Annotated in this window: 7 protein-coding genes; 3 read left to right on the top strand and 4 right to left on the bottom strand. The window is 59.5% G+C overall.

Annotated features, from left to right (window positions below; translation table 11 throughout):
* Positions 1-33: 33 nt before the first annotated feature.
* Together WIF35_RS16115 and WIF35_RS16110 are read right to left on the bottom strand one after the other, a co-directional pair.
* Positions 34-1,722, bottom strand: a complete 1,689-nt coding sequence (locus WIF35_RS16115; RefSeq protein ID WP_412479236.1) for a protein kinase domain-containing protein — start codon at positions 1,720-1,722, stop codon at positions 34-36.
* 62 nt (positions 1,723-1,784) lie between these two features.
* Positions 1,785-2,999: a nitrate/nitrite transporter gene (locus tag WIF35_RS16110; RefSeq protein ID WP_412479235.1), complete on the bottom strand. Its 1,215-nt coding sequence runs from the start codon at positions 2,997-2,999 to the stop codon at positions 1,785-1,787.
* 437 nt (positions 3,000-3,436) lie between these two features.
* On the opposite strand from WIF35_RS16110, the gene WIF35_RS16105 reads away from it, so the two are divergent.
* The 3 genes from WIF35_RS16105 to WIF35_RS16095 are packed head-to-tail and all read left to right on the top strand — an operon-like array spanning position 3,437 to position 9,952.
* Complete coding sequence (locus WIF35_RS16105) at positions 3,437-7,909, top strand: EAL domain-containing protein (RefSeq protein ID WP_412479234.1); 4,473 nt, start codon at positions 3,437-3,439, stop codon at positions 7,907-7,909.
* Positions 7,902-9,365 (top strand): hypothetical protein, encoded by a 1,464-nt coding sequence (locus WIF35_RS16100; protein ID WP_412479233.1) that lies wholly within the window; start codon positions 7,902-7,904, stop codon positions 9,363-9,365. The genes WIF35_RS16105 and WIF35_RS16100 overlap by 8 nt, the downstream gene beginning before the upstream one ends.
* Positions 9,359-9,952: a biliverdin-producing heme oxygenase gene (locus WIF35_RS16095; RefSeq protein WP_412479232.1), complete on the top strand. Its 594-nt coding sequence runs from the start codon at positions 9,359-9,361 to the stop codon at positions 9,950-9,952. Before WIF35_RS16100 ends, WIF35_RS16095 begins: the two co-directional genes overlap by 7 nt.
* Positions 9,953-10,111: 159 nt before the next feature.
* On the opposite strand, the gene nirD is transcribed toward WIF35_RS16095, so the two are convergent.
* Entirely contained in the window at positions 10,112-10,423 is a 312-nt protein-coding gene (gene nirD / locus WIF35_RS16090; protein ID WP_412479231.1) for a nitrite reductase small subunit NirD, read from the bottom strand.
* Between the two features lie 25 nt (positions 10,424-10,448).
* Positions 10,449-12,893: a nitrite reductase large subunit NirB gene (gene nirB / locus WIF35_RS16085; RefSeq protein ID WP_412479230.1), complete on the bottom strand. Its 2,445-nt coding sequence runs from the start codon at positions 12,891-12,893 to the stop codon at positions 10,449-10,451.
* Positions 12,894-13,010: the final 117 nt, after the last annotated feature.

The raw sequence follows: 13,010 nt of genomic DNA, 5'->3' as shown, positions 1-13,010 counted from the left end.
CCATTTTGGCCGGTGCACCGCAGCAGTGCCCTGCTAGTGCAATAACAGCAGCAACAGAATCAAATTCAACGCCAGCGACCCCGCCGCAACCAGCTTCCAGAACTTCAGCGGATTACGCTCGGCCAGCGGCTGCCGGCGAGGGGCCGAGATCGGGCGCGTGGCGCCACGCTCAAGCGCAAGCAAAAACTCCTCGGCCGTTTCGAAGCGATCCTTGGCCTCGCGCGCCACGGCCTTGAGCAGGATGTTTTCCAGCCAGCCGGGGATTTCAGTGCGCCAGCGGGTCGGGCGTTCCGGTTCGGCGAATTTCGGCTTCTGGAAGGGCTCGATCTCGCCGTAGGGATATTTGCGCGTCAGCAGGTGGTAGAGCACGACGCCGGCGCTGTAGAGGTCGAAGCCCTTTTCCGGCGCGGCGCCTTCGAACAGCTCGGGCGCCATGTAGGACGGCGTGCCGGCCGGGCCGGGCACTTCGCCCGGTTTGAGTTCGGCCAGGCTCAGCGCGACGCCGAGGTCGAGGATGCGCAGCACGCCATCCTGGCCGAGGTGCAGGTTATCGGTCTTGATGTCGCGGTGCAGGATGTCGAGCCGATGCAGCGTGGCGATGCCCTTGAGCAGCGCGACGCCGAGGCGCACGACATCGCCCACCGGAAAATGCTGGTCGGCATCGAGCCGCGCCTGCAGGGTTGCCCCCGCGTGCCAGGTCATCAGGTAATAGAGGCAGCTGCGCTGCTCGTGCGGCACGATCTGCGGGAAGCACGGCGAAATCGCCCGGCGGGCGCGCCAGGCTTCCATCAGCAGGCCGGCGATGGCCGGCGCGTCGCCTTCCAGCGTCGATTGCAGGGTTTTGAGCACGAGCTGCTGGCCGTTGCGCTGGTTGCGCACGCGGTAGAGCAGCGTTTCGCGCGCATCGTGCAGGATGTCCTCGATCACCAGCCCGTCGACTTCCTCACCGACCTTGAACTTGCGCGGCACCGGCAGGTGCGCTTCGCTCTCCAGGCTATCGCGCAGGTTGGCCGTGGGCAGCGCCAGCACATCGACGACCACGGCCGTCGCGTTGTCGTGCCCGCCCTGCGCCACCGCCAGGCTGGTCAGCGCGGCGGCGGCCGCCTGCGGCTCGGGATGATCGAGCAGCACCTCGGCCATCAGGGCATCGGGCAGCACGCCATAAACGCCGTCGGAAATCAGCAAAAAACGGTCGTGCACCGCAAGATCGCCATCGGCGAAGTCGAGCAGCACGCGCGGGTCGAGGCCGATGGCGCGCGATAGCACGTTGTTCAGCTCCGGGTGCTCCCAGGTGTGATCGACGGTCAGCTGCTGGAACTGCCCGCCCTGCAAGCGGTAGATGCGGCTGTCGCCGATGTGCGCCGTGTAGTAGCGCGTGCCGCGCAGCACCAGCGCCGACAGCGTCGTCGCCATGCCGGTCAGCTCGGCGTTGCGGCTGCCTTCGGCGATGACCCAGCGGTTGAGCGCGGTGCACACCGTTTCGACCGCGCGCGGAATCGACCAGGTATCCGGCGTCGCATAGTAGTCGGCGAGCAGGCCGCGCACCGTGTATTCCGCCGCCTCGCGCCCGCCCTTGTGGCCGCCGATGCCATCGGCCACGGCGGCGATCATGCCCTTGTTGTCGAGCTCCAGCCCGGCCGGCGTGGCCACCCCGCAATAATCCTCGTTGCGCTCGCGCGGTCCGGTCAGCGAAGCATGGCCGACAGCAACCTGTAATGGCATGTTCTTCCCCAAGAAAACGGGGAGCACAGGCTCCCCGGTTCGGTCTGTATGGCTACTCTATGTCAGATCTTGGCCGCCGTCAGGTGGCTGGCACCCCAGGTGGTGCGCCAGCGGGTCTTCACGCCGGTGAGGCCGACCAGGGCCAGCACGGCCAGCGCGGCGAAAATCAGGAAGCCCATCTGGTAGCTTCCGGTCATCTGCTTGGAGTAGCCGAGGCTGGAAGCCAGGTAGAAGCCGCCGACGCCGCCGGCCATGCCGACCAGGCCGGTCATCACGCCGATTTCCTTCTTGAAGCGCTGCGGCACCAGCTGGAACACCGCACCGTTGCCCATGCCAAGCGAGAGCATGGCGCAGACGAAGACGACCAGCGCCATCCAGGCTTCCGGCAGTCCGAAGCTGACGATGGCCAGGAAGATGGCGGCGAATACGTACATCACGGACAGCGACTTGACGCCCCCAATTCGGTCGGCCACGTTGCCGCCAATCGGGCGGACCAGCGAGCCGGCGAAGACACAACCGGCGGTGAAGAAGCCCGCCATCTTCGGGTCGAGGCCGTATTGCGTGTTGAAGTAGATGACCAGCGACGACGCCAGGCCGACGAAGCCGCCGAAGGTCACCGAGTAGAAGAACATGAACCACCAGGCATCCTTGTCCTTCAGCACCTTCAGGTACTCGGCCATCGTCTTGGGCGGCGGCGCATCCGGCGCATCCTTGGCCATGACCAGGAAGACGACGAAGACGATGGACAGCGGGATCAGCACGATGCCGAACACGTTGGTCCAGCCGAAAGCGGCCGCCAGGCCCGGCGCGAACAGCGCGGCCAGCGCGGTGCCCGAGTTGCCGGCACCGGCAATGCCCATCGCCGTGCCCTGATGCTCGGCCGGATACCAGCGTGAAGCCAGCGGCAGCGCGGCAGCAAACGAAGAACCGGCAACGCCGAGGAAGATGCCGAGGATCAGCACTTCGCTGTAGCTATGCACGCCGACCAGCCAGGCGTAAGTGAGCGCGCCGAGCACGACGATCTGGCCGATGATCGCCGCCTTCTTGGGCGACAGGCGGTCGACCAGAATGCCCATGACGATGCGCAGCAGCGCCCCGGCCAGCACCGGCGTGGCGACCATCAGGCCCTTTTCGGCATGCGACAGGCCGAGGTCCTTGGCGATACCAACCCCGAGCGGCCCGAGGAGTACCCAGACCATGAAGGCCAGGTCGAAATAGAGGAAGGCGGCCAGCAAGGTCGGCGTATGCCCCGCCTGAAGGAAGGATTTCTTGTCCATGATATTGACTCGTAAAGGGCTGAAAAATCGGGAGACGGCCGAAGCCATCCAATTGGGGTGCGCACGTGAAACCGTTATCACCGCCCGACGCCCTTGCCGGGTAATGCGCGAGTTGATCCTCTATGAGCAACCCGCGTGCCAGAAATTAAACCAATGATTTAATGGGATTTTGTTAAAAATAACTAGTTCTTTTTAACTAATTCTCGATGCACCAATGGCGCGCACGAGGAGCCAGGGAGGTGCATTTTTCCAAGGTGGAACGAGAAAACCGCTGACGCAAACCTAGTCGGGCTGGGCGGTGGCTTAACTGCTCTGTCCATCAGTAAAACCACACCCGCTAGCATGGACATGACGAAGTCAACGTAAAACACCAAAAAAATTTGTAGAGTCTGACACAAAAATCAGATTGTCTCTTCAGGCTAAGCGAATCAGGGAAAATGGGTACTCAACAAAAACCGCACATCATTGGCATTGGTGCGTCAGCAGGAGGTCTGGAGGCAATCACTCAACTCATTGCCCACCTGAAACCAGATCTGCCCTGTGCCTATGTAGTACTTCAACATCTTTCCCCGACCTATCGCAGCATGATGGTCGATATCCTGAGCCGCGAGACCTCACTCAAGGTCCGAGAGGTAACGGATGGTGAACACCCCCAGGCGGCGACGATTTACGTCGTACCTGCAAACAGCAACGCTGTTCTCAAGGAAGGTCGTCTACGTCTGGTGGCAGCCCCACCCGAGATCGTACCCAAACCGTCGATCAACCAATTCCTGATATCGCTTGCCGCTGAAGAGGAAGAATCCTCCATCGGGATCGTACTCTCCGGTACGGGATCGGATGGAGTAGCGGGTTTGCGGACAATCCAGGCAGCCGGCGGCATCACCTTCGCTCAATCACCAGAAACAGCCAAATATGACGGCATGCCCAGAGCCGCTATCGATGCTGGCGTCGCCGACAATATTCTGCCTCCGGAAGCTATCGCGCAACGAATCCCCGAGTTGCTCGCCATGCCGCAGCCCTCACCGGAGCTAACGCAACCTGACTTGGTCAACCAGTTGATTGAGCGCCTGCGCGAGCGGCTCAAATTCGACTTTTCCGGTTACAAAATAGGTACGCTGATGCGGCGCATCCGGCGCCGTGAAGTAGCGACCGGCAGCCAGGATTTGGCAGCCTATCTGGGCTACATCGAAAGCAATCCTCAAGAACTTGAGTTTCTGGCCCGTGACATCCTGATTTCAGTCACTGCCTTCTTCCGGGACAAGGAGGCTTTTGAAACTCTGGCCCGTTTGATACAGACAATCTGCCAACATAAGCAACCCGGTGGCGAAATCAGAATTTGGGTTGCTGGATGCGCCAGTGGTGAAGAAGCCTATTCGATTGCCATGCTGGTTGCTGAAGCCTTGGGCGATCGATTAGTACAGTATCGCGTGCAAATCTTTGCCACTGATATCGATGAGGAGGCACTCAACGTCGCCCGTCGCGGTGTCTATCCCGCCGCAGCGATGGCCGAAGTTTCTGGCGAGTTGCTTGAACGCTATTTCCATCCCCAGAACAATTCCTACGAAGCCAGCAAGGCGCTGCGCGACATGATCGTTTTCGCGCGACACAACTTGGTTTCAGATCCGCCATTCCTGCGTTTGGACCTGGTTTCCTGCCGCAATGTGTTGATTTACTTTGATACCGCACTGCAGTCGAAGGTTCTTCAAACCTTCCATTTCGGCCTGCAGCGCGACGGGCACCTGTTTCTGGGCCGATCCGAAAGCGTGGCGCAGGCAGACCAGCTCTTCTCTGCGATCGATCGTCGGGAGCGACTCTTCCGTAAAGCCGGCGATAACGTGGTCCACGCGCCAACCGTGCTGGCCCCGATCCGCATCCCAGGGCAACGGCAGGACAGGAAGATCGAGTTACTGCTGAGTGCGCTGGTCAGTCACTTCGATGCCGCAGCCATTCTTTGCGACCAAGAGGGCAATATCCTTCACAGTGCAGGTAGCGTCGAACGCTACCTGCAGTTCCCATCAGGTTCGGTTCGCCTCTCGGTCACAGAAATTGCCACTGCCAAACTTCGTGGCGAGCTGCTGGCGATGTTCCATCGCGTTCGTGTCACGAATCAGGGACAGCGCAGCCGCCAACGCAAAATTGGTGATGCGCTGATACGCATGTATGTTGAGCCGGTTGGTGACTTTGGCAGATCAACCATGCTGCTGGCTCTCTTCCAGCCGGACCGGAAGGAGGAAGAAACAGCCCGAACACAGGAGCAGATAAAAGAAGTCAGTACCCGTGATGTCGAGGATGAACTTCTTGTCACGCGTGAGCATCTGCAAGCCCTCGTCGAAGAAATGGCAACGGCCAACGAGGAAATGCAGGCTCTCAACGAGGAGGCCCAGGCTGCTAATGAAGAACTCCAGGCAACCAATGAAGAACTCGAAGCAGCCAACGAAGAGCTTCAGGCTACCAACGAGGAGCTGATCAGTCTCAACGAAGAGCTCAGCGTCAAGACAACCGAACTGGCGAACCTGACCGAGGAATACGCACATTTATACGATGCCCTCCAGTTTCCGATCCTGGTCTTCGACCGCTCTTCCCAACTGATTCGCTTTAATGCACCAGCTCAAAGGTGCTTCAGTCTGCGGCAAACGGCACTCAAGCAGCACATCTCCCGGCTGAAACTAGGACGAGCCCTCGATTCATTGGAAGTACTGATGGGACGTGCGCTGGCTCATGCTGACCGCGAGGAGCTCACTGTCGAGCAGGACAACCGTGTCTATCGCCTTTCCGTGATTCCAGGGCTCAACAAGTTTGGCGAGTCGATTACGCTAGTTGTCACCCTGATCGATATCACAGACCTCACCTTGGCCCACTCCCAGCTGGAGGAGTCCCAGTCCCGTCTTTCTGCATTGATGGCCAACACCACAGTCATCTTTGCGATGAAGGATCTATCCGGCAACTATGTCTATGCCAATCGGCGATTCCTTGAGTTTTTCAAGATCGAAAACCAAGCTTATGTTGGCAAGAATGACTTCATGTTGCTTCCATCCAACGTCGCAGCCGATCTTTGGGGACTTGATCTGACTGCTTTGCGCGAACGCAAGCTGGTTACGGGAGAGCATCTACTGGATCTGGGTGGAAAGACCTTCCACCTGCGCAGCACACATCAGATTTTGACCAATAGCAATGGAGTACCCACAGCCTTGATCATGGAAGCCGAAGACATCACGGCTTCGGCTCAAGCAGAAGAGCAACTTCGCATTACCGCCAGGGTGTTTGATCAAGCCGGCGAGGCCATTGCGATTACCGATCCCAAAGGAAACGTACAAACGGTCAACAGCGCCTTCACTCGCATCACCGGCTACGATCTGCACGAGGTAAAAAACCGCCCGATATCGATTCTGAAATCCGGTCGACAAAGTCACGACTTCTATCAAGCCATGTGGCTTTCCCTGAACGACACCGGATTCTGGCAGGGGGAAATCTGGAACAAACGCAAAAACGGTGAAGTCTATCCCGAATGGCTGACCATCAACCGCATCGACGCCCCCGATGGCACGATCGAGCACTACATTGCTGTTTTCACCGACATTACGCTGATCAAGGACTCTCAGCGCAAGGCTGAGTACCTGGCCACGCACGACCCCTTGACCGGCCTGCCCAATCGCGCCCTTTTCCATGACCGTCTACGCCACGCACTGGCTCAGGCACGCCGGAACAAGGACCGTATTGCTCTCTTGTTCATTGACCTCGACAACTTCAAGACCATCAATGACACCCTCGGACACGACATCGGCGACGATCTCCTCAAACAGGCCGCCACACGGCTACGCGAAGTTGTGCGCGATGTCGATACGGTGGCCCGCCTGGGCGGTGATGAATTTACGGCGATCCTGACCGAATCCAGCAGCGAGATCGCCGAGCAGGTGGCTCGCCGCATAAGTGATGAATTGGCTGCCTCCTTCAATATCGAGCAACGTACGCATTTCGTTTCTGCAAGTATTGGCATAGCCTTCTATCCGGATGATGGCCAAGACTCAAGCAGCCTCGTCAAAGCGGCCGACGCAGCGATGTATCGCGCAAAGGAAAAAGGCCGAAACTGCATCGAATATTTCAAACCGGATCTACAGGTCAAGCTGCACAAGCGAGCCGCTATCGAAAGCGCCTTGCGGGAAGCCCTGCGTAGCGATCGTCTTCGCCTGGTCTATCAACCGAAATTCGACCTTCGGAAACGACAGACAATTATCGGTGCCGAAGCATTGCTCCGCTGGAGCGATCCTGAGCTGGGCAACGTATCTCCGGCTGAGTTCATCCCCATTGCAGAATCAAGCGGTCTGATCTTGGACGTCAATCGGGTGGTAGTGAAACTGCTGCTGGGACAACTGGGGGTCTGGCAGAAATTAGCCGTCACGTGCCCGCCCATTGCTCTGAATGTATCCCCGCGCTGCATGCAGGAATCAGGCTTCGCAGATAGCATCCTGAAGGAACTCGTAAAGACATCGATTGCTCCAGCAATGCTGCACATCGAGATCACGGAAGGGGCCCTGCTGGAGAACAGCGGTACGGTTACCAGCAATCTCGACACCCTCAACAAGGAGGGCATCAAAATTGCCATCGATGACTTTGGAACAGGTTATTCGTCTTTGGGATACCTCAAGCGACTTCCCTTGGCTGAACTGAAAATCGACAAGAGCTTCGTTGATGGATTAGGGCAGGACCACGAGGATGAGGCTATCGCACTTGCTATTCTCGGCCTGGGTAAAGCAATGGGCTTGAGAACAATCGCGGAAGGCATCGAAACAGAGCGCCAGTATGCCTGGCTGGCCGAACATGAATGCGATTACGGACAAGGCTACCTGCTCGCCAAACCGCTTGAAGCTGAAGACTTCGAGGATCTCTTGGCGCGGAGTGAGCATCGTGACTAAAGGTTTTATTTCGCAGTGCGAACAGGAGGCTTTGCATCGCTCGGGAATGATCCAGCCCCATGGCTCATTGCTCATTTGCTCGGCAGACCTTCAAGTCACTCACGCTTCCGGCAATATTGCCGAGCATACGGGTAGGGAACCACACCGCTGGCTCGGCCAGAAGTTACCCAAGGAACTGGCTTCTCTGGACGAGATGTTGTCCAAGGAGCCCGGCGCCCGCACTATCGTTAGCAGGACGCTGGATGATCAACACTCGTTGGATGTCGTTGTAACCCGCTCCCAGCATGGTGGCCTGATACTGGAACTCCTGCCATGCCTGGAAGAATGGGTACTGGATATTCCCAAGCCGCCTATTCTGCCGCCCCCGCCGGCCAGCAATGAAGAATTGCTGTCGCTTCGCCGTGCTCTACTCGCGCAAATTGCCAAGCTGACCGGGGCTCACCGGGTCATGTATTACGCCTTTCATCCCAGCGAAGACGGAGAGGTTCTGGACGAAATCTGTGACGACACAGTGGCCGGAACCTACCTTGGCTTGCGTTACCCGGCCAGCGACATTCCCATGGTGGCACGCCAACTCTACTTGAAGAACCCATGGCGAAGCATTCCGGATGCCCAAGCAGCCCCCGTGCCGATCCTGTCTCTAAATGCCGATGCTCTGGCCGACCTCACGTGGTCGGACCTGCGCAGTGTGTCTCCCGTACATGTGATTTATCTCGCCAATATGGGCGTAAAGGCAGCGCTATCGTTCCCCGTCGCCGTTGGCGGCGGACTGACAGCACTCGTCTCTGCACACTATCAGATACCAATCATCCTTCCGCCCCGCTTGCTTGATAACCTGTCGCAACAGGTCAGGAACTTCGCACATGCGCTCGCTCTCTGGCAGTCCCAGCAGCGCATTCGGCTGATTGACGGGCTCAATCGCCGCCTTGAAGCCTTGCAGCATGTTATTCGGCGCCATGGCGACCCGATTTCCGCTTGGCCGGAATTGGCTCAAGGGCTAATTGAGGAATTTGATGTCGACGGCGCCACGCTATGCATCGATCAACAGCATGCCAACGCTGGCTCCGCCCTCGAACCCATGCCGCTCGCTGTCCTGGACGACTGGTTCGGCGAGCAATCGGATGAAGCCGTATGGTGCAGCGATCATCTTTCCGGAGAGGTGCGGGCATTTCCGCTGTCCGAGATCGCCGGGGTAATGGCCGTCAGGATCAGACGCCCCGGCAATCGAAGCATTCGGATTTACCTTAGCCGGACGGAATATATCCACGATGTCAGCTGGGGCGGCAACCCCCACAAACCCGTCGAGTATCATGATGGCCAGTTGGGCATTGCTCCCCGCCGCTCCTTTGAAAAATGGGTGGAACGACGGATTGGCTACAGCCGCCCATGGAGTAACGAAGCCCGCCTCCTGGCATTGCGTTTACGTGATGTCCTGCAACAGGGACTGGTGTGGTGACAACTCATACCGATAGTGCAATCCATCAGGCATTACGTGAGGCCACCCGGCAATCTCATGCCCAGCTAGACCAACATCCAATAATGGCCGGACTGCTGTCGCCAACTGTCGACATTCAGCACTACGGCAATGCCCTGGCTGTGCTTGCCGCACCACTCCACCTTCTGGAAACACGACTTGCGGAATATCTCGCCAGGCATGGCCTGGAAACGACCTGCCCGCCTCGCCTTCCCCTGCTCCTGCAAGACTTGGCAGGCTTGGGCAGAGAGGCCATCGAAACAGCCTGCGCCCCCCCTGAACCGGATAGCGACTCTTACCGACTGGGAATTCTCTACGTCCTCGAAGGCTCTCATCTCGGCGGTGCCGTGATTGCCAAGCACCTCGCCCGTTGCCTGCCCGATGCGCCGCGGCAATACTTCTTTTCATCCGGCAATCCCTTGCCTCGCTGGCAAGCCTTCTGGCGACACGCGGGCGGCCTGAACGATTGCTGTAATCTGCCCGAGATCATCGCCGGCGCCATGGACACCTTCGCCTTCTACGCGCAGCACTTTAATGCTTGCCACCCTGACGCGCATCCCAACGCATGACATGACGGCCGCAACTACGTAAGCATCGAACAAACGAGTCATCCGCAGAAACAGAAATGGCGCCAGATCAACCGGCGCCATTTTCATTTTTTGCCCTTTTTGGCCTGTGCACCGCAGCAGTGACTACGGCAGCCCAATAGAGGCCTTTTCAGGACAAGCTCACACGGCCAGGAAGACTTCCCCGCCCTCGACCTTCACTTCGAACTTGCTGCACGAACCGACATCGGGCGCCACCGCGTGGCCGTCTTCGAGGCCGATGTTCCAGCCATGCAGCGGGCAGGTGACTTTCTTGCCGTGCACGATGCCTTGCGACAGCGGGCCGTTCTTGTGCGGGCACTTGTCGTGCAGGGCGAAGACTTCGTCGTCGGAGGTGCGGAAGATGGCGATGTCGCCGCCGCTGGCGCGCTCGACGACGCGCGAGCCGAGTTGCGGGATGTCGTCCAGCTTGCAGATCAGTTTCCAGTTGCTCATGGTTGTTCTCTCGTAATCGTTGAAATCAGGCTTCGAGCTTGATCGGGATGAATTGCTTGATCGGCTGTTCTTCGCGCGAGGTCGCCCACGGGTCCTTGGCGTCCTTCAGCGCGTCGAGCAGGCGCTGGTAGTAGGCCTTGCGCCCTTCTTCGTCTTCGAGAATCTTGCTCTTGATGTAGTCGAGGCCGACGCGCTCCATGTAGTGGCAGGTGCGCTCCAGGTACCAGCCTTCTTCGCGGTAGAGCTGCAGGAAGGCGCCGGAGTATTCCATGACTTCTTCGTCGGTCTTGACCTTGCACAGGAATTGGGCGACTTCGGTCTTGATACCGCCATTGCCGCCGATGTACAGCTCGTAGCCGGAATCGACACCGATCACGCCCACATCCTTGATGCCGGCTTCGGCGCAGTTGCGCGGGCAACCGGAGACGGCGAGCTTGACCTTGTGCGGGGCGTACATGTCGAACAGCATCTTTTCCAGCTTGACGCCCATGTCCATGGCCAGCTGGGTGCCGAAGCGGCAGTGTTCGGCGCCGACGCAGGTTTTCACGGTGCGGATCGACTTGCCGTAGGCGTGGCCAGAGACCATGCCGGCGGCGTTGAGGTCGGCCCACATGCGCGGCAGGTCTTCCTTCTTGACGCCGAGCAGGTCGATGCGCTGGCCGCCGGTCACCTTGACGGTCGGCACGTTGTACTTCTCGGCCGCATCGGCAATGGCGCGCAGTTCGGCCGGCGTGGTCAGGCCGCCCCACATGCGCGGCACGACGGAGTAGGTGCCGTCCTTCTGGATGTTGGCGTGGGCGCGCTCGTTGATGAAGCGCGATTGCGGATCGTCCTTGGCTTCGTGCGGCCAGGAGGAGATCAGGTAATAGTTGATGGCCGGGCGGCACTTTTCGCAGCCGTTCGGGTTCTTCCACTCCAGCGCCTTGAAGACGGCTTCCTTGCTGGTCAGATGTTGGCCGAAGATGGCTTCGCGCACGGTCTTGTGCGAATGCTCGGTACAGCCACAGATCGGCTTGGTGTCGAGCGCGGCCGGTGTGTAAGCGCCGCCGATGGTGGAAGCGAGGATCTGCTCGACCAGGCCGGCACAGGAACCGCAGGAGGACGCGGCCTTGGTGTGCTTCTTGACCTCGTCGAGGGTGAACAGGCCCTTCTCCTTGATCGCCTTGACGATGGTGCCCTTGGTCACACCATTGCAGCCGCAGACTTCGGCGCTATCGGCCATTTCGGCGGCCTTGCTGTTGCCGGCGTGGCCGACGTCGCCGACCAGGTTCTGGCCGAAGATCAGCGAGTCGCGCATGTCGTGGATGTCACGACCGTCCTTTAGCAGCTGGAAGTACCACGGGCCGTCGGCCGTGTCGCCGTACATGACGCCCCCGACCAGCTTGTTGTCCTTGATCACCAGCTTCTTGTAAACGCCGCCGTACGGGTCGTTCAGGACGATTTCCTCGTAGCCTTCGCCGCCCATGAATTCGCCGGCCGAGAAGAGGTCGATGCCGGTGACCTTGAGCTTGGTCGAGGTGACCGAGCCGGTGTAGCGGCCGATGCCGTAGCCGGCCAGGTGGTTGGCGGCAACCTTGGCCTGCTCGAAGAGCGGGGCGACCAGGCCGTAGGCGATGCCGCGGTGGCTGACGCATTCGCCGACGGCGTAGACCTTCGGATCGTAGGTCTGCATGGTGTCGTTCACCACGATGCCGCGGTTGCAGTAGATGCCGGACTTCTCTGCCAGCGCGTAGTTCGGGCGGATGCCGGCGGCCATGACGACGAGGTCGGCCGGAATCTGCATGCCGTCCTTGAAGCGGATGGCGGCGACGCGGCCGGATTCGCCTTGGATCAGGGCCTCGGTGTGCTTTTGCAGCAGGAACTTGAGGCCCTTGTCTTCGAGCGACTTCTGCAGCATCTTGCCGGCGACTTCGTCGAGCTGGCGTTCGAGCAGCCACGGGCCAATATGCACGACGGTGACGTCCATGCCGCGCAGCTTGAGGCCGTTGGCGGCTTCGAGGCCGAGCAGGCCACCGCCGATGACGACCGCGTGCTTGTGCTTGGTCGCCGCATCGATCATCTCGTCGGTGTCCTTGATGTCGCGGTAGCCAATGACGCCCGGCAGGTCGTTGCCCGGAATCGGCAGCATGAAGGGCGTCGAGCCGGTGGCGATGAGCAGGCGGTCGTATTCTTCCTCGGTGCCGTCCTCGGCGATCACCTTGCGCTTGACGCGGTCGATGGTCTTGATCTGCTTGCCGGTGTGCAGCTTGATGTTGTTCTCGGCGTACCAGTCGAGCTCGTTGAGGATGATGTCCTTGACCTGCATTTCGCCGGCCAGCACCGGCGAGAGCAGGATGCGGTTGTAGTTCGGGTGGGGTTCGGCGCCGAAGATGGTGATGTCGTAGTGATCGGGCTTGATCTTCAACAACTCTTCGACGGTGCGGACACCGGCCATGCCATTACCGATAAGGACGAGACGGGGTTTGCTCATGATTGACTCCAACGTTGCGCGCACCAGCCGGTGCAAAATTCGTTTTCAGCGCATGACGTCGTTGCCATCTAACCGCCCCCGTTGGCGGTTGATTCGCTGCATCTGGATCACTCAATG

Origin of the sequence: Azonexus sp. IMCC34839, from assembly GCF_047047955.1 — a bacterium.
Classification (GTDB): Bacteria; Pseudomonadota; Gammaproteobacteria; order Burkholderiales; family Rhodocyclaceae; genus Azonexus.
The sequence above is the reverse complement of the archived record's forward strand: the minus strand, read 5'-3'. Positions and strand labels throughout refer to the sequence as shown.

Coding starts and splice junctions, on each gene's coding strand:
- nirB (WP_412479230.1), bottom strand. CDS start 12,893: ATGAGCAAACCCCGTCTCGTCCTTATCGGTAATGGCATGGCCGGTGTC.
- WIF35_RS16110 (WP_412479235.1), bottom strand. CDS start 2,999: ATGGACAAGAAATCCTTCCTTCAGGCGGGGCATACGCCGACCTTGCTG.
- nirD (WP_412479231.1), bottom strand. CDS start 10,423: ATGAGCAACTGGAAACTGATCTGCAAGCTGGACGACATCCCGCAACTC.
- WIF35_RS16115 (WP_412479236.1), bottom strand. CDS start 1,722: ATGCCATTACAGGTTGCTGTCGGCCATGCTTCGCTGACCGGACCGCGC.
- WIF35_RS16105 (WP_412479234.1), top strand. CDS start 3,437: ATGGGTACTCAACAAAAACCGCACATCATTGGCATTGGTGCGTCAGCA.